At 61.9% G+C, this 26,078-nt stretch carries 23 protein-coding genes; 11 read left to right on the forward strand and 12 right to left on the reverse strand.

Annotation, left to right across the window (positions count from 1 at the left end):
• Positions 1 to 29: 29 nt before the first annotated feature.
• Positions 30 to 953: a phosphatase PAP2 family protein gene (locus tag O2S87_RS00195; protein WP_475406774.1), complete on the forward strand. Its 924-nt coding sequence runs from the start codon at positions 30 to 32 to the stop codon at positions 951 to 953.
• Here O2S87_RS00195 and glnA read toward each other — a convergent pair.
• Positions 950 to 2,320, reverse strand: a complete 1,371-nt coding sequence (gene glnA, locus O2S87_RS00200; RefSeq protein WP_475406775.1) for a type I glutamate--ammonia ligase — start codon at positions 2,318 to 2,320, stop codon at positions 950 to 952. The genes O2S87_RS00195 and glnA overlap by 4 nt on opposite strands.
• Positions 2,321 to 2,445: 125 nt before the next feature.
• Between glnA and lrp the strand changes: the two genes are divergently transcribed.
• Positions 2,446 to 2,907 carry an HTH-type transcriptional regulator Lrp gene (gene lrp, locus O2S87_RS00205; protein WP_475406776.1) on the forward strand — a complete coding sequence of 154 codons (462 nt, stop codon included), beginning with the start codon at positions 2,446 to 2,448 and terminating at the stop codon, positions 2,905 to 2,907.
• A 64-nt stretch (positions 2,908 to 2,971) separates the two neighbouring features.
• On the opposite strand, the gene O2S87_RS00210 is transcribed toward lrp, so the two are convergent.
• Positions 2,972 to 4,048 carry an aminopeptidase gene (locus tag O2S87_RS00210; protein ID WP_475406777.1) on the reverse strand — a complete coding sequence of 359 codons (1,077 nt, stop codon included), beginning with the start codon at positions 4,046 to 4,048 and terminating at the stop codon, positions 2,972 to 2,974.
• A 110-nt stretch (positions 4,049 to 4,158) separates the two neighbouring features.
• On the opposite strand from O2S87_RS00210, the gene alaS reads away from it, so the two are divergent.
• From alaS to O2S87_RS00230, 4 genes are all read left to right on the forward strand, one after another.
• Positions 4,159 to 6,927, forward strand: a complete 2,769-nt coding sequence (gene alaS / locus O2S87_RS00215) for an alanine--tRNA ligase (protein ID WP_475406778.1) — start codon at positions 4,159 to 4,161, stop codon at positions 6,925 to 6,927.
• A gap of 281 nt (positions 6,928 to 7,208) precedes the next feature.
• Positions 7,209 to 7,430 carry a DUF8015 family protein gene (locus O2S87_RS00220; RefSeq protein WP_475406779.1) on the forward strand — a complete coding sequence of 74 codons (222 nt, stop codon included), beginning with the start codon at positions 7,209 to 7,211 and terminating at the stop codon, positions 7,428 to 7,430.
• Between the two features lie 87 nt (positions 7,431 to 7,517).
• Positions 7,518 to 8,516 (forward strand): ornithine cyclodeaminase family protein, encoded by a 999-nt coding sequence (locus tag O2S87_RS00225; RefSeq protein WP_475406780.1) that lies wholly within the window; start codon positions 7,518 to 7,520, stop codon positions 8,514 to 8,516.
• Between the two features lie 44 nt (positions 8,517 to 8,560).
• Positions 8,561 to 9,142 carry a mechanosensitive ion channel family protein gene (locus O2S87_RS00230; RefSeq protein ID WP_475406781.1) on the forward strand — a complete coding sequence of 194 codons (582 nt, stop codon included), beginning with the start codon at positions 8,561 to 8,563 and terminating at the stop codon, positions 9,140 to 9,142.
• A gap of 29 nt (positions 9,143 to 9,171) precedes the next feature.
• Here the strand turns inward: O2S87_RS00230 and O2S87_RS00235 are convergent, their stop codons facing one another.
• From O2S87_RS00235 to rqcH, 5 genes are all read right to left on the reverse strand, one after another.
• On the reverse strand, positions 9,172 to 10,239 hold the full coding sequence (locus O2S87_RS00235; RefSeq protein ID WP_475406782.1) for an mRNA surveillance protein pelota: 1,068 nt from the start codon (positions 10,237 to 10,239) through the stop codon (positions 9,172 to 9,174).
• 83 nt (positions 10,240 to 10,322) lie between these two features.
• Positions 10,323 to 11,396 (reverse strand): guanosine monophosphate reductase, encoded by a 1,074-nt coding sequence (locus tag O2S87_RS00240; RefSeq protein WP_475406783.1) that lies wholly within the window; start codon positions 11,394 to 11,396, stop codon positions 10,323 to 10,325.
• A gap of 318 nt (positions 11,397 to 11,714) precedes the next feature.
• A complete protein-coding gene (locus tag O2S87_RS00245; RefSeq protein ID WP_475406784.1) occupies positions 11,715 to 12,821 on the reverse strand; it encodes a DUF4013 domain-containing protein in 1,107 nt (368 codons plus the stop codon).
• Positions 12,822 to 13,031: 210 nt separating this feature from the next.
• A complete protein-coding gene (gene fba, locus O2S87_RS00250; RefSeq protein WP_475406785.1) occupies positions 13,032 to 14,024 on the reverse strand; it encodes a class II fructose-bisphosphate aldolase in 993 nt (330 codons plus the stop codon).
• A 95-nt stretch (positions 14,025 to 14,119) separates the two neighbouring features.
• Complete coding sequence (rqcH, locus tag O2S87_RS00255) at positions 14,120 to 16,243, reverse strand: ribosome rescue protein RqcH (RefSeq protein WP_475406786.1); 2,124 nt, start codon at positions 16,241 to 16,243, stop codon at positions 14,120 to 14,122.
• 88 nt (positions 16,244 to 16,331) lie between these two features.
• On the opposite strand from rqcH, the gene O2S87_RS00260 reads away from it, so the two are divergent.
• Complete coding sequence (locus O2S87_RS00260) at positions 16,332 to 17,117, forward strand: ZIP family metal transporter (RefSeq protein WP_475406787.1); 786 nt, start codon at positions 16,332 to 16,334, stop codon at positions 17,115 to 17,117.
• A gap of 66 nt (positions 17,118 to 17,183) precedes the next feature.
• Here O2S87_RS00260 and O2S87_RS00265 read toward each other — a convergent pair whose 3' ends face one another.
• From O2S87_RS00265 to O2S87_RS00275, 3 genes are read right to left on the reverse strand one after another with little or no spacing between them, the layout of a single operon-like run.
• Positions 17,184 to 19,364, reverse strand: coding sequence for a DHH family phosphoesterase (locus tag O2S87_RS00265; RefSeq protein ID WP_475406788.1), 2,181 nt, complete (start codon positions 19,362 to 19,364; stop codon positions 17,184 to 17,186).
• 54 nt (positions 19,365 to 19,418) lie between these two features.
• Positions 19,419 to 20,036, reverse strand: a complete 618-nt coding sequence (locus tag O2S87_RS00270) for a YIP1 family protein (RefSeq protein ID WP_475406789.1) — start codon at positions 20,034 to 20,036, stop codon at positions 19,419 to 19,421.
• 57 nt (positions 20,037 to 20,093) lie between these two features.
• Positions 20,094 to 20,321 carry a DUF8066 domain-containing protein gene (locus O2S87_RS00275; protein ID WP_475406790.1) on the reverse strand — a complete coding sequence of 76 codons (228 nt, stop codon included), beginning with the start codon at positions 20,319 to 20,321 and terminating at the stop codon, positions 20,094 to 20,096.
• 92 nt (positions 20,322 to 20,413) lie between these two features.
• Here O2S87_RS00275 and O2S87_RS00280 point away from each other — a divergent pair, with 92 nt between their 5' ends.
• Positions 20,414 to 21,043, forward strand: coding sequence for a DUF309 domain-containing protein (locus O2S87_RS00280; RefSeq protein WP_475406791.1), 630 nt, complete (start codon positions 20,414 to 20,416; stop codon positions 21,041 to 21,043).
• A gap of 72 nt (positions 21,044 to 21,115) precedes the next feature.
• On the opposite strand, the gene O2S87_RS00285 is transcribed toward O2S87_RS00280, so the two are convergent.
• On the reverse strand, positions 21,116 to 22,486 hold the full coding sequence (locus O2S87_RS00285) for a geranylgeranyl reductase family protein (RefSeq protein WP_475406792.1): 1,371 nt from the start codon (positions 22,484 to 22,486) through the stop codon (positions 21,116 to 21,118).
• Between the two features lie 114 nt (positions 22,487 to 22,600).
• On the opposite strand from O2S87_RS00285, the gene O2S87_RS00290 reads away from it, so the two are divergent.
• On the forward strand, positions 22,601 to 23,209 hold the full coding sequence (locus O2S87_RS00290; protein WP_475406793.1) for a class I SAM-dependent methyltransferase: 609 nt from the start codon (positions 22,601 to 22,603) through the stop codon (positions 23,207 to 23,209).
• 170 nt (positions 23,210 to 23,379) lie between these two features.
• A complete protein-coding gene (locus O2S87_RS00295) occupies positions 23,380 to 23,853 on the forward strand; it encodes a redoxin domain-containing protein (protein ID WP_475406794.1) in 474 nt (157 codons plus the stop codon).
• Between the two features lie 18 nt (positions 23,854 to 23,871).
• On the opposite strand, the gene O2S87_RS00300 is transcribed toward O2S87_RS00295, so the two are convergent.
• Positions 23,872 to 25,248, reverse strand: coding sequence for a phosphohexomutase domain-containing protein (locus tag O2S87_RS00300; protein ID WP_475406795.1), 1,377 nt, complete (start codon positions 25,246 to 25,248; stop codon positions 23,872 to 23,874).
• A 101-nt stretch (positions 25,249 to 25,349) separates the two neighbouring features.
• Here O2S87_RS00300 and O2S87_RS00305 point away from each other — a divergent pair, with 101 nt between their 5' ends.
• Entirely contained in the window at positions 25,350 to 25,646 is a 297-nt protein-coding gene (locus O2S87_RS00305) for an acylphosphatase (protein WP_475406796.1), read from the forward strand.
• The last annotated feature ends 432 nt before the right edge of the window (positions 25,647 to 26,078 follow it).

Below are 26,078 nucleotides of genomic sequence, written 5' to 3' on the forward strand. Positions count from 1 at the left end.
TAGCTCTCGGCGCCCACACGAATCAAAGAATGCTGGCTACACTACTGTCGACACCGTTGGTATCGCAGTGGGAGCTGTTCGTCGCAGTCTTCGCACTGATTACGCTGGCCGGAGACGCCTGGTTCGTGCTGGTTGGGCTCTCGGTGTTGTATTGGATCGGTCCACGCTACGTCGAGAACGCTCGATCGGTCGCGGTCGTCTGTGTCGGCCTCGCAACGCTTGCGCTCGCCACCGTGCTCGCTATTAAAACCGGGACGGCCATTCCACGGCCGGCGATGATGCCGATCGATCCTGCAGAGCTGCCGCCACTGATCAGAACGTTTGTTGGTGGCGAGCTTGAATCGGACGGATTTACGTTTCCGAGCGGCCACGCGACCGCCTCGACCGTTGTCTACGGCGGGGTTGGCTACCTGCTTTCGATCGGGCGTCGACGGCTCCGGTATCTCGTCGCCGCGAGTGCTATCGTCCTGATTAGCCTCTCGCGAGTGGTTCTCGAGGTTCATTACCTCCGAGACGTCATCGCAGGTATCGGTCTCGGGTTGGTGCTATTGGCGATCGGTATTTCAGTGGCCCGCGACGGACGTCGACTCCGCGCGGACCGTGTGTTTGCGGTCGCTGGGGTCGCATCGGTTATCGGCATCGGCATTGCCGTCTCCGCAGGGCATCCCGAAGAGATCCAACAGGCCGCCATCGGAGTCGGGACGGCCGTCGGCGGGGTCGTTGGGTGGCACCAGTTGGGCGACCGGCTAGAACTGGCCCCACCGGTGTCGCTTCCAATCGCGGTCGTCGGGCTTGCAACCGCCGGATCACTGTGGATCAGTGCGTACGCTGGCGTGGTGTCGACGGCTCCAGCGGTGGTCGTGAGTGCGATCGCGGTTGGGATTATTCTGTTGTTGCCACTGATCTCGGAGCGTCGCAATAAAAGTGTGAAAACGGAGACGGTCGAGTTTTAGAACGTTTCGAGGTACTCGTCGAGTTCCCACTGCGAGACGTCGATCCGGTAGTCGTCGAACTCGGCGGTTTTGGCTTCGACGAACTTCTCGCCGACGTGCTCGCCGAGACCGCTGTAGATGACCTCGTCGGCTTCGAGCGCATCGATCGCTTCACCGAGGTTGCTCGGTAGCGTCTCGATACCGTACTCTTCGCGCTTGGCCTCGTCGAACTCGTAGATGTTCTCTCGAACTGGGTCCGGGGCTTCGAGGCCACGTTCAATACCGTCGATACCGGCGGTCAACAGTGCTGCGAACGCCAGGTACGGGTTACAGGACGGATCGGGGAACCGAGCTTCGACACGCGAGGCCGCGGGGATACGAGCGGCCGGCTTGCGGATGAGCGCCGAGCGGTTGCGGTCCGACCAGGCGACGTAAACGGGTGCCTCGTAGCCGGGGACCAGGCGTTTGTAGCTGTTGACCGTCGGATCGGTAACCGCGCAGATAGCTGGTGCGTGGTCGAGAATGCCTGCGAGGAACGAGTGAGCGACGCTGCTGAGGTTGAACTCGTCGTCGTCGTCGTGGAACGCGTTCTCGCCGTCTTCGAACAGCGAGATGTGGGTGTGCATTCCCGAACCGTTGATTTTCGGCACCGGCTTCGGCATGAACGTCGCGTGCAGGTCGTGCTGTGCGGCGATCGCACGAACGACCGTCCGGAAGGTTGCGACGTTGTCGGCGGTGGTGAGTGCATCGTCGTACTCGAAGTTGATCTCGTACTGCCCTTCGGCGACCTCGTGGTGACTGGCTTCGATCTCGAAGCCCATGTCTTCGAGCGCGAAGATGATGTCACGCCGGACGTCGCTGGCCAGGTCCTTCGGTGCGAGATCGAAGTAGCCACCCTGGTCGGCGAACTCGGTGGTCGCATAGCCGTCTTCGTCCTGTTTGAACAGGAAGAACTCCGGCTCGGGGGCGACGTTCACATCATAGCCATGTTCCTCGGCACGGTCGATAGCCTGCTGGAGCACATAGCGTGGGTCGCCTTTGAACGGCTCGTTGGTCGACGTGTTGATGATGTCACAGATAAGGCGTGCAGAGGCGCTTTCCTCGTCCTGTCTCCACGGGAGAATAGCGAACGTCTCGGGGTCGGGTTTCAGGCGCATGTCGGACTCCTGAATCCGGACGAATCCCTCGATCGACGAGCCGTCGAAATAGATCCCGTCGGTGAAGGCCTTCTCAGCCTGTCGGGCAGGAACTGAAACGTTCTTGACTACACCGAGGATATCCGTGAACTGTAGCCGAAGGAAGTCGATTCCTTCTTCTTCGATTTCGTCAATAACTGCCTGTTCTTTTTCCGTCAATCCACCATCAGTGGCAACGTTTTCTTCCGTCATGTTGTGGACGTTTGCATCAATCACTGCCAGTATAAAGATCTTGTCGCTTAGTGCAATTACGTCGGCGTCAGTGAGAAATTGGATATTCGTAAAATTCTAATGCCCCCGGCGAGTGTACAACTGTAATGACGTACGAAAACTTGGACGCCAAGTTGATCAATGCACTACTCGGAAACGGTCGCGCCAGCCTCAGAAGTCTCGGTGAGGAACTCAACGTGTCGGTCACGACCGTCTCGAACCACCTCCGAGATCTCGAAGCCGAAGGCGTCGTCAACGGCTACACGCCGATCGTCGACTACGACGCGCTGGGCTACGACGTCACCGCCGTCATCCATCTCAAAGTCGAGGGGAGCGCGCTTCCCGAGATCACCGAACGGCTTCGTGACCAGAAACAGATGGTCAGCGTGTACGAGGTAACCGGTGACTACGATATCATCGCCATCGGGAAGTTCACCGATACGGATGGTATGAACCAACAGATCAAAGAGCTGCTGACCGATGTCGACATTCGCGAATCCAACACGAGTGTTGTTCTCAACGCTGTCACCGAAAACGAACAGTTCGAACTCGATCTCAACGACGAGTAGTAGGCTTCGACTACTATTCGTCGTGACCTTCTACTGTCGGTGAGTGAGAGCCGTCTGGGACGGTTCAGTCCTCGAAGACGAACCGGCCGTTTTCTTGGACGATCTCGCCGTCGAGTTCGATTCGGGAGTTGCGGCTCATGTCGACGATCATGTCGACGTGTTCGGCCGACTCGTTTCGCTCGTTATCCTCACCCACTGTCTCGTTGTACGCCGAACCGACAGCCAAATGGATCGTATCGCCCATCTTTTCGTCGAACAGCATGTTGTAGGTGACCTGGTCGATCGCGCGGTTCATCCCAACGCCGAACTCGCCGATTCGCCGTGCACCGTCGTCGGTGTTCAGAATCTCGGTCAGGAGGTCCTCGCCACTTTCGGCGCTGTGGTCGACGACCTCGCCATCGTCGAAGGTGAGTCGAACGTCTGTGATTTCTCGGCCCTGCCGATAGAGCGGAATATCGAAGTAGACCGAGCCGTCGACGCTGTCGGCGACCGGGGCGGTGAACACCTCACCACCCGGGAGGTTCTTCTCGCCGTAGTCGTTGAGCGTCTGGTTGCCTGCAACCGAAAACGAGAGGTCGGTTTCGTCGCCCGCGACGATCCGGACGTGCTCGGCTTCGTCGAGTCGGTCGACCATCTGAGCCTGAAACTCGCGTTGGGCGTCCCAGTCGAGACTCACGGCATCCCAGACGAAGTTCTCGTAGCCCTCGGTGCTCATCCCTGCGAGTTGAGCGTGGCCGGAGGTTGGGAACTGGGTGAGACACCAGCGTTTCGAGAGTCGTTCTTCTTGAACTGGTTTGACCGCCCGGCGGTAGGCGGCGTTGTTTTCGGGTGGGACGTCGCTGGTCTCGGTGACGTTCGCGCCCCCGCGGGCGATGATGAATACATCCGTTTCCTCGTAGAGTGCCTGCTGGTGCTCGGGCGTTTCGTACTCCTGGCCTCCGGCTTGAAGGTAGGCACGAGCGGCCCGCTGGGAGTGGGCGACCCAGAGGGGAATCGCGCCGCGTTCGCCACAGTATTCGTGGAGGGCGACCGCGAGATCCTCGGCTTCTTTCGGCACTTGGATAACGACGTGGTCGCCCTCCTGGATGTCGACTGAATGGTCGACGATGGTTTCGGCGTGTTCACGGATTCGTGGGTCCATGCCCGGTATGGGAGTTGCTCGGTAAAAGGGACGTTGTCTGTCGGGGAGTTGACGCCGCCGTTGGCCCGTCGTCGGAACGCTTTTGGAGTGCGATGGGCCACAGAACAGTAATGAGTAGCTTAGATCAGGAGTACCGTCTCGACTATTTCGAGCGAGAAAACTTCGTCCGACGGGAGTGTTCGTCGTGTGGGGCACACTTTTGGACACGCGACCACGACCGCGAGCTGTGCGGCGAGCCACCGTGTGAGGACTATCGCTTTATCGACGATCCGAGTTTCGACGAGGAACACACGCTCGAAACGATGCGTGAGGCGTTTCTCTCGTACTTCGAGGACCACGGCCACGAGCGGATCGAACCTTATCCGGTCGCCGCCAACCGCTGGCGCGACGACGTGCTCCTCACGCAGGCTTCTATCTACGATTTCCAACCACTCGTCACCAGCGGCCAGACGCCGCCACCGGCCAACCCGCTCTGTATCTCTCAGCCCTGTATCCGGATGCAGGACATCGACAACGTCGGTAAAACCGGTCGACACACGATGGCGTTCGAGATGATGGCCCACCACGCGTTCAACGCCCGAGCCGAGGCCGCCGAGGAGTACGCCTACGAGGGGGAGGTCTACTGGAAGGACGAAACCGTCGAATACTGCGACGGCCTCTTCGAGGCGGTCGGCGCGGATCTCGACGAAATTACCTACATCGAAGACCCGTGGGTCGGCGGCGGTAATGCGGGACCTGCAATCGAAGTCATATATAAAGGCGCAGAGCTGGCGACGCTCGTCTTCATGAGCATGGAGCAGGACCCCGAGGGCGACTACGAGATGAAGGACGGCAACCGGTACTCGAAGATGGACACCTACATCGTCGATACCGGCTACGGGCTCGAACGCTGGACCTGGATGAGCCAGGGCACCCCCACGGTCTACGAGGCGGTCTACCCCGAGATGATCGCCTTCCTCAAAGATCACGCGGGAATCGATCATACTGACGAACAAGAGGAACTCATCCACCGGGTCGCCAAACTCGCGGGGCACATGGACATCGACGAGGCCGACGATATGGACACTGCGAGAGAAGAGATCGCCGACCGGCTTGACGTCCCCGTCGACGGACTCACCGAACTCATGCGTCCGCTCGAAGACATCTACGCGATTGCGGACCACTGCCGAGCCCTTGCGTATATGTTCGGCGACGGGATCGTCCCCTCGAACGTCTCGACGGGCTATCTCGCCCGGATGGTCCTGCGGCGAACCAAGCGACTCGTCGACACTGTCGGCGTCGACGCCCCGCTCGACGAACTCGTCGACATGCAGGCCGCTCGGCTCGAATACGAGAACCGCGATACGATTCGCGACATCGTTCGGACCGAAGAGGCCAAGTATCGCAAAACGCTCGACCGCGGTTCTCGGAAGGTCGAACAGCTCGCCGATGAGTACTCGGGAACCGACGAGCCGATTCCGGTCGACCAGCTGATCGAGCTCTACGATTCGCACGGGATTCAGCCGGATATGGTCGCCGAGATCGCCGAAGGTCGTGACGCAATTGTGGAGATTCCCGACGACTTCTACTCGCTCGTTGCAGCACGCCACGACGAAGCGGGCGGAAGCCAGACGAGTTCCGAACAGGACAAACGGCTCGGCGAGCTTCCGGAGACGGACACCCTCTACTACGACAACCAGGATCGCATGGAGTTCGAGGCGGTCGTACTCGACGTGTTCGAGGTCGACGAAGGCTACGACGTCGTGCTCGATCAGACAATGTTCTACCCTGAGGGCGGTGGCCAGCCCGCCGACCACGGAACCTTGACGAGCGAGGAGACCACCGCCGAGGTCGAGGACGTCCAGATCGTCGACGGAATCGTCCTCCACCGAACCGACCGAAACCCCGGCAAAGGCGAGTTCGTCCGCGGCCAGATCGACAGCGAGCGTCGGCGTCGACTCATGCGCCACCACACGGCGACCCACATCATCGGCCACGCGACCCGCCACGTGCTGGGTGACCACATCCGCCAGGCCGGTGCACAGAAGGGAACCAACTCCTCACGGCTGGACGTCAGACACTACGAACGCATCACGCGCGAGCAGGTCAAAGCGATCGAACGGCTCGCCAACGAACTCGTGATGGAGAACGTCCCGGTCAAACAGGAGTGGCCCCACCGCAACGACGCCCAGGAAGAACACGGCTTCGACCTGTATCAGGGCGGTATCCCGCCGGGAACCAACATCCGACTGATTCACATCGACGAGGACGTCCAGGCCTGCGGTGGCACGCACGTCAGCCGAACCGGCAAGGTCGGCGCGATCAAGGTGTTGAAAACCGAGCCCGTCCAGGACGGCGTCGAGCGGATCGTCTTCGCCGCGGGCGAGGCAGCCATCGAGTCGACCCAGCGCACCGAGGACGCGCTGTACGACGCCGCCGACGTGCTCGACGTGAATCCACAGGAGGTTCCCGAGACAGCTGAACGCTTTTTCACCGAGTGGAAAGACCGTGGCAAGCAGATCGACCGACTCAAAGACGAACTCGCCGAGGCTCGTGCTGCCGCCGAGGCCGACACCGTCGAGATCGGCACCGAGTCGGCCGTGATTCAGCGGCTCGATGGCGATGTCGACGAACTCCGGGCGACCGCGAACGCGCTCGTCGAAGACGGCACGATCGCCGTGCTCGGGAGCGGTGAAGGCGGCAGTGCGGTGTTCGTCGTTGGCGTGCCCGAAGGGGCGGGAATCAACGCTGGCGAGGTCGTCGGCGAACTCGCCGGTCGCGTTGGCGGCGGCGGTGGCGGACCGCCGGATTTCGCCCAGGGCGGTGGCCCGGATGTCGACGCGCTCGACGAGGCACTCGAGGAGGCCCCCGAGATCCTCCGGGGCGTCCTCAACGCCTAACGATCAGTCGACTATTTGTTGTTTTAGGCCCGTTCTGTACCTGATTCGCTGAGCATAGCGGCTGGCCGACACAGCAGACGTGATAGGTAGTATTCAATATCCGTTGAAACGATATTCACGACTATTCGACCCACTCAGACCGGTAAAAACGTCCGTTTCAAACGCGCTATAGCCATTATCTCTCTATAACTTATGGGTGACTTTGGAAAATTCACCGCAGTGGCTGTACATCAACTACCGGAAAGGATTATATACCCCGTACCCATAGTATAGAATGTATTATGACCCGTTACTACGACTACGTGCTCGGCCTTATTCCGGCTGTGATGCTCGGACTGACTGCGATTCTGTTCCTCGTGGGCATACAGCTGACAGTGGCCGTACCAGTCGGAGCCGGGGCAGCAGTCCTCATCATTGGACACGCACTGTTCATCAACGTCCCCGGCCAGTCCGAACCGATGGCCGAGCCGAGATCGAACGTGCAGCCGACGAACGCCGATTAATTCGGTCGAGATTTTTTCTTCGGACCGTCGCATTCTATCGAACTGACGGCTGTGTGCTTTTTGTCAATCGCCTCCATCGCTGTGTATATGACCGACACCCTGTTTCTCAGCAGCAGCGAACTCGCGACGCTCGCCGAGCCAGCCGACTACGTCCCAGCGGTCGACGAGGGCTACCGTCAGCGTGGCGAGGGCGCACCTGCCGAGCCCCGTACCAAACTCATCAACGGCTCGCCACCGGGGATGTTCACCGAGTATGCGGCGATTCTGCCGGAGTCAGGCTACATGGGCGGCTACATGTATTCGGCCGGCTTCGACCAGCGGGATGCGTGGTTCATGACGCCGCTGTTCGACGCCGACAGCGGGGCTCCGCTCGCGCTGCTCGACGGCGCATCGATGAATCCGTTCAAAACGGGGGCTGCCGGCGCAGTCGCCGTCGACCACCTCGCCAGAGCCGACGCCTCGACAGTGGGGATCATCGGTTCTGGGCCTCAGGCTCGTGGGCAACTTCGGTCGACGGCAACTGTCCGCGACCTGTCGGGCGTTCGCGTCTACTCTCCGACCGAGGCCAACCGCAAGGCGTTCGCCGAGGAGATGACCGAGACGCTCAACTGCGAGGTGGCTGCAGTCGACGCCAGCGCTGACGCCGTCTCCGAGGCGGATATCGTGATTACGGCCACCAACGCCGCCGATCCGGTGTTCAATGGAGAGCTGTTAGCGCCAGGGACGCACGTCACTGCGATGGGCCAGTACACGCCCTCGAAACGCGAACTCGATACGACGACCATCGAACGCGCGACGTACGTCCCGGACCTCCGCGAGCGGGCCATGCAGGACGGTGGCTCGTTTATATACGCCGTCGAACAGGGTGTCGTCGACGAGTCGTATATCCACGCGGAGTTGGGCGAGATCGTTGCGGGTACCGCTGAGGGACGCGAGAGCGACGACGAGATCACCCTGTTCGACAGCGGTGGCACCGGCATCGAGACGGTTGCGGCGGCCGGAATGCTCTACGAGCGAGCACTCGACAACGACGTCGGGTCGACGATTTCGTTCGCACCAGCCAGTGAGGCACTGACTGGCGACTGAGTAGGGTCAGTATACTATTACGGTAGACGTCGACTACTATCGGTATGCTCCTGCAACTACCGTCAGATGTTCCCGAGCGGATCGTCTCGGCGTTCCTCGCAGATCTCGTCGAGATCCTCCCGACACTGTTGTCGGCAATCGTCTTTCTTACCCTCGCGTATATCCTCATTCGAATTATTCGATCGGTGTTACGGTCCGTTCTGGGTCGGCTGTATGCCGCCGAACAGCAGCTCATCGTCGACCTCGTGGTGACCGTCGTGAGCCTGTTTCTGTGGTTCGGCGCGGGGCTCACACTGTTCAACATCGTCGGCATGGACGACGTGGCGGCGAGCCTCGGGACCGCAACCGGCTTCGTCGCCCTGGGTATCGCCTTCGCACTCAAGGAGATGATCGCCGACACGGTCGCGGGAGTCTACCTGCTGCAGGATCCGGACTTCAACGAGGGCGATTTCGTCACCACGGCCTCGGTGACCGGCACCGTCATCGGCATCGATCTGCGTAAAACGCGAATTCGAAGCGAGGAGGGCGATCTCGTCGTGCTTGCGAACCGTGATGTCGAAGAAAAATGGGTCCGAGAAACCGAGCCAACTCCTGATGGATCGTCGACCAGCCCCGATGCGAAGTAAGGACACGCTTTTAAGCGCCTATACAGGTGCTACTGGAGTCGGTAGCGAAGCAGCGCCGCAATGCCACCGAGGTTTTTCAGCTGTTGGCCCGGCTGGAACTCCGCCGAAAAGACGGTGATCTCGCCGCCCTTCTGTTCGACCGAATCGATGATCTCGTTGACGTCAAGCTCCCAGTCGCCCTCGTGTTGCCGTTCGTCGCGGAGCCGCTCGTCGAGAATCAAGAGCTCCTCGACCGCGCCGAACTCGGCGGCCTCGTGGACCTGCTCGATTCCGTACGCGGCTTTCGCGCCGTCGCCGATTCGCTTCATCAACTCGTCGATCGTCTCGGCCTCGCGGGCGATCCGGGTCTCGTCTTGGACCTCCTCGACAGCCCCTCGTTTGAGCACTTCGTGGACGCCGCGACCGCCCGCACTGGAGGTGTCGACCACCGTAATCAGCTCCTCGAGATCCCGGTAGTTCTCGACGATGTAGTCGCGGGCATCCTGTTTCGTGAATCCCGGCCCAGCGAGGATGATCGCGTCCGTGTCGACGTGGCTCAGGGCGCTTGCCAGCTCGCCAAAGAGCTCTTCGCGAGGTCGCGAATACTCGCCTTTACCAGTTGGTTTGGTAAAGGAGGCATACTCGTCGACGCCGTACTCCTTGACGAGGTGGATGTAGGCTTCGCCCTCCTCGACGGTGGCGATGGCGACGTCCGGGTTGTCGGCGGCGGCCTCGGCCTCCTCGATGCGTTCGACCTGGTCGGCCTTGAACTGCTTTTCGATCGTGAGCTCTTCGTGGGTTTCGACGTTGAGCGTGTGGTGGAGCCCGAGTTGGTCCTCGCGGGAACAACCGGTAATGACGCCTCCTACACGCAGGCGGTTGGCAAAGCGGGCGAACTCGACGTTCTCGACTTCGATGGTGACCGAGAGATGTTCGCGCTGGCCGCCGGTGTCGCGCATCTGGTCGTCGTTGCGCTGAATGCGGCGCGTGGTGTCGCCGGAGACGAGATCCCCCGGTTCGAGAACGTACGAGAGGTGCCAGAGGTCGTCGACGGTTTCGGGCACGAGCGTCATCCGCTCTCTGCCCGCCTCGCCGCGACCGCGGCTCGCGATTCGCATACCCGCTTTTCAGGCGGGCAGCTAACAACGCTTGTGTTCTGAACCCGTCGGTATCCGCATCTCTCGAACCGACATGCCTCGGTTCAATCCGACTGGACCGCCTGCGCAACGGACTGTTTGTCGACCGACGACTCAACGAGTACACCGTGGGCGCTCTCGCGCGCTTTCGCGCCCGGCGAAACCTGTACGAAGACGGCGTTGGCACGCGCTTGGCGGATCGTGTGCCCACCGCAGTAGCTCAGCCCCGAGCGGATGCCGCCCAGGAATTCCTCCGTCAGGGGTCCCAGCGGCCCTTTATACGGCGTGAGTGCTTCGACACCCTCGCCAGCGTCGACGGTGAGCTCCTTGTCCTGACGGTCGTCGTTGGCCGCGACCGACGCCATTCCGCGCGAGCGCTTGAACCGCTCGCCGTTTCGAGAGACGACGCGACCGGGTGCTTCGTCGGTGCCGGCGAAAAACCCGCCCATCATCACCGTGTCGGCACCGGCCATCAACGCCTTGGCGGCGTCGCCCGGGCCCGTAATTCCGCCATCGGCCATGATCGTCACGCCGAGTTCGTGGGCCTTGTCGGCACACTCGTCGACGGCGGTCAGTTGCGGGTAGCCCGCTCCGGCGACCTCACGAGTCGTACAGTGAGAGCCAGGACCGACCCCGACTTTCACGCAGTCCGCACCCGCCGCTGCCAGATCTTCGACGGCCGCCGGTGTCACCACGTTTCCGGCAATGAGCTCCGGGGTGAACTCGGTGTGGATCTCACTGACCGCATCAAGCGCACGTTCCATGTGTCCGTGGGCGACGTCGAGAACGATGGCGTCGCCGCCAGCGTCGAGAATGGCCTCGGTACGGTCAAGATAGTTCTCGTCGATGCCGACCGCAGCGGCAACGCGGTGCCCGTTCTCGGCAACTCGACGGACCTGGTCGGCCTGCTTGTCGATCGATAGAAATCGGTGGATCACGCCGAGACCACCGAGTTCGGCCAGTGCGGTGGCCGTCTCGGCCTCGGTGACCGTATCCATCGCCGCGCTCACGATTGGGGTATCGAGGCTCAGCGTCGGCGTCAACTGCGTCGACAGATCCACGTCGCTCCGGCTGTCGACCGCCGAGCGCTGTGGAACCAGCAATGCATCTCCGTACGAGAGTCCGGTGCGGATCTCCATTTGTAACCTTGACTACGAAGGGTCGTCTGTCACTTATCTGTGTGGCTTGCGGACGTGACTGCCCGAGCACGAATCTTTTAGACGCTGAGTTGCATATGTTCAAGGAACACACGCCACGTTGTGGAACTCCATTTGTAACCACTCTGTTCCCGTGGCGTGTGGGTTTACCCGGCCGAGCGGCAGCGTTGGATCGCTGTTGCTGGCAACCGCGGGCGCCACGCAGACTGCCGTGTTGGTCGACTCGTTTACGTATCCACGAGAATACGTTGAGGAGTCTAGTTGTTGTGTTCAAAAAGCGGTGGTGACCGTCGACACAGGCTACTGTGACTCCGACTCCGGCACTGACGTCGACTGTGAGTCTCGGTCGTCGACGCCCCAGACGAAGCCGTGATCGTCGTCGTCTGACTCGGAGTCGGCGTTCGGTGTCGCAGTTTCGGTGGTCGGCGACACCGACTCGGCGCTAGGGGATTCGATTTTCCGAAAAGCGCTAGTCGAGCCGTTAGAGATAACGGTGCGACCGGTCTGCACTGCGGCGGAGGCCTCTGTCAGACTGCGATCCGTATCGAAGCCTGCGGAGTATGTGGCGGGTCCGACCGATTCTGCTCCGGCGTCGACCCGTATACTGCCCGCGAGTTCGGGGTAGCTCTCGGTCAGACCACCGATAGCCCCCTGTCCGGTGGCCCACGCGGCCGAGACGCGGGAGACGAACTGGACGTACACGCTGGCGACCAGCACCGCCAGCACGAAAATGGCTGCCAGAGAGGGCGATACAACACCGAGGGCGACACCGACCACCAGCAGCGACACCAACACGGCCGGCCCACCCACGAGAATACCCATCGCGACGAGCCACCCCGAAAGATACTCCGGCGTCGACGCAACCCGGAAAACCCGTCGAACGTCGAGTGAGGCTCGTAGCGAGTCGGTCACGCCAAACACAGCGTGTGCGGCGGGGCTGATATATAAATAAACCAGTCCATAGATGAAGAGCCCGAAGCTGCTAACCGAGATGGCAACCCCAGCCAAAACCTGTGGCGTGTCCTCGAAGCCGGGCGGCGAGACGAACGTTGCAGCAATCGCCCCACCGACGAGTCCGGCCAGAACGGCCGCTGGAAGCAAATAGACCGTCGAGATGAGCGAGGACTTCGAGCCGATCCGAGCGAGCGACCCCCAGCGAACGAACGACGGAACGGTCGAACGGCGACGAACGGACCCTTCGACGACGGCCAAGAGATACCCCCGCATCACGAGACTCGGGAGCACGACCAAGGGTGTACTGGCGAGACCGACTGGAGGCGCGACTGCCAGCAGGCCGATCCAGACGAGAACCAGCGCCGTCGACAAAAGCGTGAGCACCGACCCAACGAGAATCGTCCCGATGGGGTCGTTGGCTCGGTGCGTCACGCGGATCGACTCACTCAGCATTTGGTTTACCAAGTGGCCGCCTGGGCTTATGTACTCGGGTCAAGACAGTGTCATCCCCTGTATCTCTCCGCCAATACACTGAAGAAAAACCAACTCGGAAAGAACCAGTGACGGCCGAACCAGCGACGAACAAACGAACACCGGACGTCCATCTGTACAGCTCTCAACTACCTGTGTCGGGTTTAGCTACGTGTGAGTGCCGTCGACCGCTCAGTTGAACCTGCTTCGACCGGCACTTCCAGCGACCGTCGCGAGATCGGCGTACACATCGGCAATGCGCTCGCGGATATGTCGACCGGCGACACGCGGATCGAAGCGGTCCTTGTTCGGTGACCAGTCGACGTCGTTGAAGAAGCTATCGCGGTGGTCTTCGATCCCCTCGGGCGGGACGATCTCGTCGGCATCCTCACGGTAGAGATCGAACGCCGTTCGGGTGTACTCGTACTGGTAGCGGGTGTCTTTGTTGACCTTACAGATCCCGTGCTGTAGCATCTCCTGAAGTTGGTCGGGCTGGACGCCCGACGAGCCGTGGAGGACGAGCGGCGTGTCGAGGCCGTGATCCCGCAGTGCCGCCCGGATCTTTTCGGTCAGTTCAGGTTTGAGTTCTAGGTCTCTTCCTTTGGCAACCCCGTGTTGGGTACCGACCGAGATCGCCAGCAGATCGCAGCCTGTCCGGTCGACGAACTCGACGGCCTGTTCGGGATCGGTATAAAAGGCCTCCTCGGCGACGATCTCGTCTTCGACGCCTTTGATTTTGCCGAGTTCGGCTTCGACGAGAATGTCGGCGTCGGCGGTATCGACCCGATCGACGACCCGCTTGCTTCGCCGGATGTTTTCTTCGAACGATTCGTGAGAGGCGTCGATCATGATCGACGACGGAATCCCGAGATCGATCTGTCGGTCGATGGTGTCGAGATCGGTCTGGTGATCCATGTTGAGAAACACCCCGATGTCGTACTGGTCGGCAATGAGCTCGATGTAGGTTCCCATCGCTTTGAGGCCCGCAATCGGATCGCCGTTGCCGGCGAACGAGCAGGCCCCGTTGCTCAGCTGTAAGAGCAGGTCCGAGTCGACACGCGCTGCGCCCTGAATCAACCCGATCATCGTGTTCGGTTCGGCGATATTGCTCGCGATCAGCCCGAACCCCTCGTCGAGTGCGTCGTCGTACACCGTCGCCAGATCAGCGCCACCATGAAATGTCATCCTAAGTCACCTCTGTAACGATTAGTTTCAAACAAAATAAACCCCCATCGTAACCGAGCGCCCAACGTGGTGGCGTCTGGTGATTGGCCGCCCGATCAGTCGTCGACGATCTCGCTGCCACCGGCTGGCAGATGCTCCTGAATCAGATCGGCGCTTGCGACCTTCCGAACGAAGCTCTCGTCGGCAAAGCGCTCGCGAAGCGCGCGGTAACAGCGCTTTGCCGTGTCGTTCTGGGCGTACTTGCCGGGTTGGAGTCGGAGATGGGTGGCCGCGTTGGCCTCGACCGCCGCGGTCGGTCCACCGACAACCCGCGTTTGGGGCTCGCACTGGATCCCCACCGCGAGGTCGACCTCGGTGTCGTCGAAGTAGGTTCGATCCCCGCGAATCACGAAGCTCCCCTTTTCGATGTACTCGCCGCTTTCGGGGGTTTTCGAGACCTGGTCGGGGTCGACCATGTAGACGTCGCCGGAGTACTGGCCAGCCTTCCAGACCGACGAGTGCGAGACCGCAAACGTGGCGGCCTGTTCGAGCGTCGACTCCGGAAAGTCGATCTCTTTGGCTGCTTCGCTCGGCCCAGTGGCCTTGAGGATCGTCACCGGCGCGCCGTGGGCCTGGGCGTGGAAGAACTTGTCTCCACGACTCATGTACTTCTTCGTCAACTCCTCGTTTTGGTCGGCGTTCCGGCCAGCGATGACCAGAAAGCCGTCGGTCGTGTGGAACCAGCGAAACCGTTCGTACCACTGTTCGTTTCGCTTGATTGGAACTGATTTGCGAGCCGTCCAGTCGACCTCGTCGTACTCCTCGTCGGTCTCGTCGCCCCCATCGTCTTCGTCGGCGCTGTCCTCGGCTTCCCACGCCTCGCGTCGAGCTTTGACGGCTTTGAGGTCCTTGCGAGTGTTCTCGATGGCCGCTTTCGCACCCGCCTTTTTCTCCTCGACGCGTTTGGCTTCTTTATAAAGCTGGTCGGCATTTTTTTCGACACCGGTGGTCGCGTCGATCGTCGCGCGCGTCTCGCCGACGTCGACCGTGACGGTCCCGTTCGATCCGTCGACACCGACGACGGCTTCGGCGGCGGGGATGCCCTGTTCGGCTCCCACCTGCAGCGTCTCGTCGATCTCGTCCCACGGGACGCCCTCGGCGCGGGCGTTCTGGATGGTCACGAGAATCTCGTCGACCAGGTCGTAGTTGGCGTACAGCGCTTCTGCCTTGGCTCGCTCGGCGTCGGCCTGCTCGTCGAACCCCTCGATGGCCCCCTGTTGTTGGTCGATAATCCGCTGTTGTTTGGCGATTTCGGCCTCGAAGTCGGGGCGACTCGTCGTCGGTTCGGTGCTGTCGGTGTCGTCGGCCGAGCGGTCGAGTCGGAAGAAGTACTCGTCGACCGCCTCGTTGAAGCTATCAAACGGCTCCTCGTCGAGCCCTTCGGCTTCGTGTTCGGCCAGCGCGAACGGCGTGACGTCGACAACTGCGCCATCATCGAGATACAGTCGCGGCTCGAAGCTCCCGGATCTGACGCGCGTCGAGAGCATGTCGAGCGCATCGTACACCGCCCGAAACGTAGACTCGTCGGCCTCGTCGATACCGAGGGTCTTGTCGACGCCCGCCCGCGTACAGACCTCCTCGGCGTACAGCCCACCGAGGTTGAGTTGGGTCGCGAGCGTCCGAACCACATCGGTCGTCGAGTCGGCCATCTGGCGGGCGAAGGCGTCGTAGCTCACCGCGAGCGGGTTGATCCGTGAGTCGGGGAACTCATACTGCGCGCCGGGGGCGACCGTCCGTGATTTCAGGCGAACGGTTTCGAGGCTCTGGACGACCTCGCCGTGTTCGTCGAGCACCGCGATGTTGCCCTGGCCGAAGAGTTCGGCCACGATTTTCGTGTTGACGTCGGGGCGCTCGAACTCGAAGACGAGAATACGGTCGAACTCGTACTGAGAGACGCCCGCGAAATCAGCGCCACCGAGGCGGTTCCGCAGCATTTTGGCGAAGTTCGGCGGTCGACCCGGCGCGTCCGAGACGTGGTCGGGGTCGGCCATGTGGGCGCGTTTGACGTCGCCGACCTCGATCATGAGTTCGATGCGCCCGCGGTCGAAATCCCGCATTTTGAGCCGCAGAAGATCGTCGCCGTACAGATACGCCTTGTCGACCTTTGCGTCCTCGTACCGGCCCAGCTCGGTGACGAGTGCCGCAAGGTCGATGCTCGAAAGCTCCCGCTTGGGGTCCATAGCGTGAGTTCACCACGACGTCGAAAAGGGGTGTCGCTCCGCGGTCCGGTGGCAGCGTTTTTTATTCCTTGGGTACGGCAGTCGAATTATGGTAACCGTGGTCGACGTGACGGCTATTGCCCTGCTGGCTGGCGCGGCCACCGGGATCGGCGCACTGCCGATACTGATCACCGGGCGGGTGAGCCACCGCGTCTACGACGGCGCGCTCGGTCTCGCCGCCGGGATCATGGTCGGGGCCGCGGTGTTCGCGCTGGTCGTTCCTGGACTTGAACTCGGGACGCTCACGGAGGTGACCGGCGGCCTGCTCATCGGCGGGGCGTTCCTCTTGGCGGCCAACTGGGCGATTCCTCACGCACATATGCTGTTCGGCGGTACCAACGGCGATGAGTTCCCCGAGTCCGAATCCGTCGAGGAGATCGACGACGACCTCCGCCAGGCCGTCCTGATCGGGAGTTCGATCACGATCCACAACGTGCCCGAAGGCCTCGCGGTCGGGATCGCTTTTGCCAGTGGTTTTGAAGAGGTCGGCATCGCGCTCGCGGGAGCGATTGCGGTCCAAAACGTCCCGGATGGGTTCGCGATGGCCGTCCCCGCGAGTCAGACCGGGCTCTCCAAAGTCAAGACGATTATCTACACCACGCTATCAGGGGCGATTCCCGAGCCGATTGCTGCGGCGGCTGGCTTTGCACTCGTCACCGTCGTCACTGGGATTTTCCCAATGGCTGCGGGCTTCGCTGCGGGAGCGATGATGGCGGTCGTCTTCCGCGAACTCATCCCCGAAAGCCACAGTCACGGCTATGCCGATACGGCCACGATCACGTTCATTCTCGGCTTTGTGGTGATGGTGGGCGTCGACGTGGGATTGGCTGTCTGAGGAGCGCTTTCGCTCTGTGGTCGTGTCGTCGAACGTCCCACAAAACAGGCGGCTGCGACGGTTACGCTACTCGAACTGTTCAGCGGCGGCGTTGAGCACGGCGTCCTTGGCGGCTTCGCGTTTGCCAGCCAGGAACTCGATGCGGCCCTCACGGACGCCGCGTGCGGTGACGGCGGCCTCGGGTGCGTCCTCGGCGGCCTGCTCGGCGACAGCGCGAATGTCGAGCGGTTGGGTGCTGCGGAGGTAGAGTTCGTCCATCCCGATGCCGATGGTGACGAACTGTTCGCCCTCGCGCTCGGCGCGGTGGAGTTCGTCAAGCAGGAGTTCGGTCGAGGGGAAGTCGAAGCGGTGGCTGAACTGCTCGGTGTCCAGGACAGCCATCGAGACGCCCGCCCGCTCGTCGGCCTCAAGATTGGCCTGGGCGGTCGCAAGCTCGGTGTCGAGTTTCTCGCGGAACTGCTCGGCGATGTGGCCCGCCAGGCCACCGGCGTCGTCGAATAGCAGGTCAGTGATGAGTTCTCGTTTGTCCTGGTACGACTGGTAGTAGGCTTCGAGAGCGACCGCTTCGCGGATGTTGGTGACCTGCTCGGCGTCGTAGCCTGCCTCCTGGGCGGCCGTGGTGTAGGCTTCAGGTGTCTCCTCCCAGTAGCTCACTGCGGGGAGGTGCTGCATGTCCTCGCTGACGTCGGTGTTGAGCGCGGCCGCGAGCGTCGCAGTCAGCGCGCCGACCGAGAGATCAGCCGCCTTTTCGCCAGCAGTGACGACCTGCTCGGCGACGTCGTCGACGTCCGTGTCAGCAGCGATCGAATCGAGGACGATTCGCTCGGCACCGTACACGCCGAGGAGTCCGAGTCCGTCGGCCGAATCAGCGGTGCTTGCGGCACCAACGAAGCAGAACAGCGGCAGTTTCTCGTCGTGACGGTCGCGGTCCTGAAGCATTCGTGTCGCGTCGTTGGTCGCGGCATCCATTCCGTAGATCGCGTTGTCAAGCGGTCGACGGACGATGTAGTGGTACTCGGCGTCCGAGCGGGCGTGTTCCTCGCGGACGAGCGGGAGAACAGCACGTTCGATTGCGGCCCCGGCGACGTAGCCATCGGCGGTCGCGGGGTGACGGATAACGACCGGGCGGGATTCGAGGACTGCGCGGCGGATCGCTTCGGCCACGTCGAGCAGTGGTTCGGAGATTGCCGCAACCGCGTCGTGGTCGCCGATTGGGTCGAGGCTGTCGGGGCGGGCGCGGTCGCTGAGTGCGTCGGCGAGTCGACCGGTTACCGCCTCGCGTTCGTCGTCTTCGAGCACGACCAGTTCCTCGGTTTCGACCTGCAGTTCGCCGCGGCGGCGTTCGACCTCGCCGTCGAGTCGGACGATGTCGCCGAGTTCGACCTCGGGGTAGGCGCGAACGCCCGCTTCGACGAACGCCGCACAGTCGACGACTCCCGTCTCGTCGCGGAGTTCGAAAACGGTCGGGCCGCCGGTCTGGCGGATCGAAACGATCTCGCCGTCGAGTCGGACGCGCTCGTCGATCAGATCCGAGAGCGCTTCGACGCTCGTCTCGTCGTAGCCTTCGTCGACGGACTCCGAGGCGTGGGCCTCGCGTTTGGAGACGGTAACTGCGCCGCCCGACGCGTTGCCGCTCGGCGTGTTGGTCTCGGTGCTGGCGCCGATGACGGCCTCTTCGGTTTCGCTCGCGGTGTCGGCACCGTGGCTCGGTGTGAACGACTCGGTCTCGCGATCCTCACCGCTGGAGGCCTCCACGCTTTCGGTTTGTTCGCTGTCGGTTTGCTCGCTCGTGTCGACGGGTTCAGCGTTGGCAGAACTGTCGTTTGTTTCGTCAGCTTCGTCTTCTTCGCTCGCTTCGTCGTCACTCTCGGGCAGTTTTTCGTCGGTGCCGTCGAGAATCAGTTTGCCACGGAACTCGCGTTCGGACTGTCGGATCGATTTGCCGAGGTCGATGTTGCCGTTGTCTCGGACGTTGTTGACCCGGACACAGACGGTGTCGCCGGGCTCCCAACTCAGGCTTTCGAGCCGGCGGTCGAGCTCGCTGCGGTGAAGCAGGCCGGTGACGCCGGGCGCGAGATCGATGAAGACGCCGAAATCGGCGTAGCCGTCGACCGTTCCCTGATAAAATCGGTTGTCGATAAGCTGCGATGCATGGTTTCCACGGAACTCGAAAATAACGTCTTCCTGATGACTGTCACAAACGTGACCGCCATCAACAGGGACGTCACAGATGATACACGAACCCATTTGCTAAGAAAATACAGGGCCACCCTTTAACGGTTGTCGAAACGCGCTGGCGTGTTAGCCGACCAACGCGTCGACGACCGAGACGGCCGCGACGAACGCGCCGAAGCCGACCCCGAAAACGAACGCCGCAGGGATGATTCCAGCCAGCGTTGCTCGGAAGAGTGTGGTTCGGTGAACGACCGCCAGACCGAGTATCAACAGCCCCGTCGCGTACACGCCACAGATCGCTGCGACCCCTGGAACCGGTATCCATGCGAACACACACGGTGCGCTCGCGTAGCCGATGACCTGGACCGTCTCGCTGACACCGGCGCGGTCGTCGACGAGCAGCATCAACAACACCGTCTGGATGGCCGCGGCGAGATGAAGCGCAGCTGGCGCGGCGACGATCGCGGTCACCAAGAGAACGAAAATCACGGTCAGCGCCACACTTTCGCCCAACAGCGGAATCCGGTCGTCGCCGAGCAGTCGCGTCGGCTGGACCGCCAGCAGGCCACCGATGTAGATCAGGGCGACCAGAATCGCGAAACTCAGCCCCGGTGCCTGATCGCCCGGTGCGACCCCGTTGGCGAAAAACCGCCGGGGGCGGATGAGGACTTCTCCCCACGCGCGCACGAGCCCACTCGGTCCGCGATCACGGCCGCCGCGAGGCGTCTCAACCCACGTTGTCACGGTCGACTGGAGGGCCGGATGTCGTATCAGCGTTACTATCGACCGGCAATGGCCCCGTTACTCCGACTCACGATGCTGAGCGATTCGGTGCAGCGCGTCTGCAATCGCCTCGACGGCGGCGACGAACCGGTACAGGAAGTACAACAGCACAATCAGGAGCCCAAACCAGAGACCAAACAGGAGGTCCTGGGCGATAATCACCGCGTAGTTTAGCACGAGAACGTAAAAGACGCTGATTCCGAGAAGCCAGGTACGAGACAGCGGTTTGCGTGACCAACCGGGCATAGATGGGTATCCAATACTGTCAACAAAAATGTGTCTGTTATTCCAAGCCGAGAGTCCACGGATATTTACCTCGAGCTGGCTCCCGGTTCAGTATGGAGGAACAACTCCGTGCTGGGATTGCGATTTACAATGCCGGGGCCACTCATGCGGCTCACGATGCGTGGGAGGAGACGTGGCTCGACCGCCAGAAAGGCACCGATGACGAGCGGTTCCTCCACGGCTTGATCCAGTTTACCGCGGCCATCTACCACGCCCAGAATCGAAACTGGACGGGAGCGGTTGGCCTCGCTGACAGTGGTAGGAAGTATCTAACCGAGTTACCTTCGACCTACCGGGGCGTCGACCTCACGACCGTCCAAAGCTATCTCGAACGACTCGAAGTCGACCCCGAGCGCATCGAACGCGCCTCACCACCCGCACTCAGTTATGACGGGACACCGCTTGCAGCAGCCGATCTGGAACTCGCTGGAATCACCACGGCTGCGTCTGTACTCGCCGAGGAGTTCAAGGCCTACGACGAGGCAGTCATCGAGAATGCCATCACGTACGCCCTTGAGGAAGCGACCGAAAGTCAGACACAGTTTATTAGCCTGCTGACGACGTTCGTCGACGAGTCGACTCACCGCGCAATTGTCTACGACCGATTGGCTGCACAGATCGAGCGTCGACAGCAACAAGAACGCGACGTAGAAGGGCTGTTCGAGAAGCGAGATGATAGCTGAACGGTTGGAGCACCGATTGCGTCACCAATGGCACCAGTAGATATGGCTACTGGAAAGGAGAAAGGAACTACCTCAGTACTTCGGCTCCGCACCGGTCGTCTCGTAGATCGTCTCCATCAGCTCGTCGCGCTGGCGCTGCCACGTGTCGAGCGCAGCCGGTGTCGACGGATACCGCTCGTAATGCGCAATGAGCTTTTCGGCCAGCTGTTTGACTTTATAAAAGTCGAGAATCTGACGCCAGTAGCCGAACGAATCGATGGCGGTTCGCGCAGCCAGTAGCGGTCCCATCGACGTTTTTCCTGTGTATAGGGCCTCAGCCAATTTTTCGCCAGGCAGCGCGGCGAGCAAGCCCATCAGATCGTCGATGTCGACCGCGGTCGAGAGGATGTTGTAGACGTCGAGTCCCGCATATCGGGAACCGAAGTGGTCCATCACGCGCTCGTTGTAGTGCCAGAGCGCTTCCTCGCTTACGTCACCTTGTTCAATCGCTTTGACTGCTTGCTCGGCGGCATACTGTCCAGCATATGCGGCTCCAGCGATCCCGCCACCAGTAGTCGGATTGACGTGGGCGGCGGCGTCGCCAACGGCCATGTAGCCCGGAGCGACCGCCGAATCGTACACCCGGCGGGTCGGGAGGGCCGCGCCGAGTTTGTCGGTCACCTCGGCGTTCTCGAACTCTTCTCGATCTTTGAGGTCCTCCTTGAGATCTTCGATCATCTGCATCGGCTCTTCGTTCATCTGGAAGCCGAGCCCGGCGTTGATCGTCGTCGACGTGCGCGGGAAGTACCACAGATAGCCCGCCGCACGTTTGGTCGGTTTAAATACGAGCGCGTCGTCCCACTCGACTTCTTCGTCGACTTCGACGATCTCACGGTAGGCCGAACAGAACTGCGAGTACCGCACGTTGGTGTCGAAGGTCGTTCCCTCGAAGTCGACTTTGTCCTGCAACAGCGAGAGCGACCCCGCGCCGTCGATGACGATCTGAGCGTCGTACTCGACGTTCTCACCCTTCGATCTGCCAACCACACCGGTAACGGTGCCGTCGTCGTCCTGGATGACGTCCTGGACGACGGTGTCGTAGTGGAACTCGACGCCCGATTCCTCTGCGCCTTCGATGAGGAGTCGACCGTACTCCCAGCGGTCGATGACCGCGAGTTCGCCGGGAACCGGAATTTCGAGGACCGTGTCGTGGCTTGGGATCTCGAAGCGGCCGTGGTCGACGTCGGTGTTCGTGAACGCGGGCTCGATTTTGGATTTCGGGATCGCGCTCGGGAACTCGTTTGCCCCTTTAAGCGCGTCGCCGCAGGCGATGTGACCGGCTTCCTCGGCGTCCTTCCGCTCGATGATGACGACATCGAGGCCAGCGTTGGCGGCGGTCGCCGCGGCATAACAGCCGGACGTTCCCGCACCGACGACGGCGATGTCGTACTCGTGGGTAGTCATTGGTCGAATTCCATGCTCCGTGGCGAAAACTCTTTATCTCGAAATCAGTCGTCTCCTATCCGACGTATATCTGGTAGCGAACACACTGATTGCCGTGGGCTCCGTCCAGTCGGCATGGACCGCACCGAGCGACGACAGGCGTGGGAGGAACTGTCGGCGACGTACGCCGACCGGCGCGACCCGACCGGAACGGACGCCGACCTGATCGACGACCTGCTGGCGGCGCTACCACCGAAACCGGTAGTCCTCGATGTGGGGTGTGGCGACGGCGCGCGGACGCTGGCCAACCTCCCGGCCGGAAGCATCGGCCTCGATTTCGCCCGCCAGGGGCTCTTGCTAGCGGCCGAGACCGTCCCCGCGGCCCGGCTGGTGCAGGCCGATATGCTGTCGCTCCCACTCACCGAGGGGTCGGTCGACGGGATTACGGCCTACCACGCGGTGTTCCACGTGCCGCGGGACCGTCATCCGGCCGTCTACCGGGAGTTCGCTCGTGTCCTAGAGCCGGGCGGTAGGCTGCTGATGACGCTTCCGTCGGGGCGGTTTCAGACCGTCCGCCGTGGCTGGATGGGCGGGGAGATGTTCTTCTCCGCGCCGGGTCGACAGGAAACACTCGACCAACTCCACGAGGCCGGATTTGCCGACCTGCGGACCGAAACCGCAACCGATCCGCTGGGCTCCAGCAGCGAGTTCGTCTTTGCAACACTGGTCGAACCGAGATCCTAAGGGATTCCGCCCTCGATCGGTCCGAATCCGCTTTGCAGACCGGTCGACGTGATCCTCGATTCCACCGCGTTTGAGTTGGGACGGACAGCCAGTCGGCCGGCTCGAACATGTTTGTGTGAGTGTCTTTCGACAAGGTATTTAGTTCCAGTCACCCTAACGGGTAACTGCAAATGGTATCAACTGGAGACGCTGCCCCGGACATTTCGGCCACAGTCGGAACGAGCGACCACGAACCCTTCGAGCTCTCGGAGCACCTCGGCGACGGGCCGGTCGTGCTGGCGTTTTTCCCCGGCGCGTTCACCCCGCCGTGTTCCAACGAGATGATCGCCCTCGAAGACCACCTTGGGCGCTTCGAGGAGGCGGGTGCGACCGTCTTCGGCATCAGCGCCGACTCGCCGTTCTCCCAGGGCGCGTTCCGCGAGGAACACGGCCTCTCGTTCGATCTCGTCAGCGACATGGGTGGCGACGCCATCCGCGCCTACGACCTGGAAATGGAAATTCCCGACCTCGGGCTCTACGGCATCGCCAACCGGGCCGCGTTCGTCCTCGACGACGAGGGCACCGTGGTCTACAGTTGGGTCGCCGACGATCCCACGAACGAGCCGGACTACGACGAACTCGTCGAAGCGGCTCAGAACGCCTGAGGCCCCGTTCCGTTCTTTTTACACGCCGTCGACCGCCGACTCGATCGCGTCGGTCGCCACCTCGACCAGTCGGTCGACGTCCTCGCTTTCCGCATAGAGCCGGACGTACGGCTCGGTACCCGAAGGACGGACGAGCAGCCACGAGCCGTCGTCGAAGGCGAGCCGAACCCCGTGGTCGAGCGAGACGCTGGCCTCGGGGAACTGCTCGGGAAGCGACGTTTCGAGTTCGTCCATCGCGGTCCGTTTTCGGTCGTCCGGACAGTCGACGCTCACTTTGCGATAGGGCCGTTCGGTGATCGGCTCCCGAAGCCCCGACAGTCCCTCGGCGGCGGCCAGCCGTGTGAGGACCGCCGCGCTAGCGATGCCGTCGATCCAGCCGCCGAACGCGGGGTGGATGTGTTTCCAAGGCTCGGCGGCGAAGACTACGGGTGCCTCGGCCGCCGCGATCCTCTCGTGGAGGCTGCCGAGCCGCACACGTTTGACACGGCCACCCGCAGCCTGTACCTGCTCGTCGATCCGCGCCGAAGCGTTCGGCGTCGTCACCACGACCGGTTCGGTGTGATCGGCGTCCCTTTGGGTGGTGTATCGGCGGGTATAGTGGGCTGCAAGGATCGCGAGGACGGTATCCTCGTGGACGATTTCGCCGTCAGCGTCGACTATCACGATGCGGTCGGCGTCGCCGTCGTGGGCGATGCCGAGATCGAACGCGCCGTCGGCCAAAAGCGTCCGGAACTCCGCGAGCGTCTCGGGGGTCGGTTTGGACGGTCGGGCCGGGAAATGGCCGTCGACGGTCGCGTTGACAGCGACCACCGAGGCCCCCAACTCGCGGAGCACTTGCGGGGTCGCCACCGACGCCATGCCCGTCCCGCAGTCGACGGCCACCCGGAGGCCGTCGGGATCGGCTCCAACTCGTTGACTGTACTCGACGACCGCCTCGCGGTAGGTCGCAAGTGGGTGGCTCCGGGTCGGGGTCCTCCACTGGTCCCATGCTGTCGGCGGCGTGGGGTCCTCGACGTACTGTTCGATGATCGCCTCCTGTTCGCTGTCGAACTCCGAGCCGTCGGAAAAGAGCTTGATGCCGTTGTCGGTCGGTGGGTTGTGCGAGGCGGTGAGCATCACGCCGTGTCGACCGCGCGAGGCGAACGCCAGCGTTGGCGTTGGGACCTGTCCGATCCGAACGGGGGTACAGCCCGACGCGGCGACCCCGGCCTCGACGGCCGCTGCGAGTGCCGGGCCGCTGGTTCGGCCATCGCGGCCGACGACGATTTCCGGTGTCGACATCGATCGGGTTTCACTGACGAGTTGCCCGAGTGCCCGTCCGACCGCGAGTGCGACCGCGGGAGTGACGCGGTCGACGACGCTCCCCCGGATGCCCGCCGTTCCGAAACTAACCATACGCTACACAAGCGAGCGTCCCTTTAGAAACCGCTGGTCGACCGCACGCACCGGATCAGCGTGCTGATCGTTTATTTGGGAGGCGACCGAACCCGACAGCGATGACCGAGACCAACACCGAATTCGAGCGTGTCCGTGCACACGTGTTCGTCAGTGGCCGGGTTCAGGGAGTCTATTATCGCGCCAGTACGCGCGAGAAAGCCCGCGAAGTCGGCGTCGACGGGTGGGTGAAAAACCGATCGGACGGCCGGGTCGAAGCTGTCTTCGAGGGGGCCCAACAGGCCGTCGACGCCATGATCGAGTGGTGTCATACCGGTTCCAGTGCAGCCAACGTCGACTCTGTCGACGTGACGACCGAACCACCCGAGGATCTGGCAGGTTTCGAAATTCGACTCTAGCGATCGCTCGATGCTGTAACTGCGGGGATAACCAAAGAGGAGGGACGAAGTGACAGGGGGTGGGTGCCCAAAGGCGAGTCTGGTGTGTCGTGAACTGAACTGTCGACGTACGAACGTCACGCCTCTGGGCGGTCCATCCGGCCCACGAGCCACACAGAACGGATGGACCAGTGGATAGTGTAGACAGCCGTGACATGCGGATGTTGAATGTACGTCAAACCGAATCCGTCACTGCCCTATTCTCACCTCCGAAGTTGTCATTGTACGCCTCTATGGAGTAATGACACATATAGTTAATCCTAATATCCCACCTAGTGAGTGTTAAGAAATATATTTGTTAGTAAAGTGGTCGATTATTGATTTTTGAGACGAGTCGGCCACACGATTAGCACCACTCGCCGACGCAATAAGCGAAGCCAACAGAGAGACGGG

Source organism: Halohasta sp. A2 (assembly GCF_056175805.1).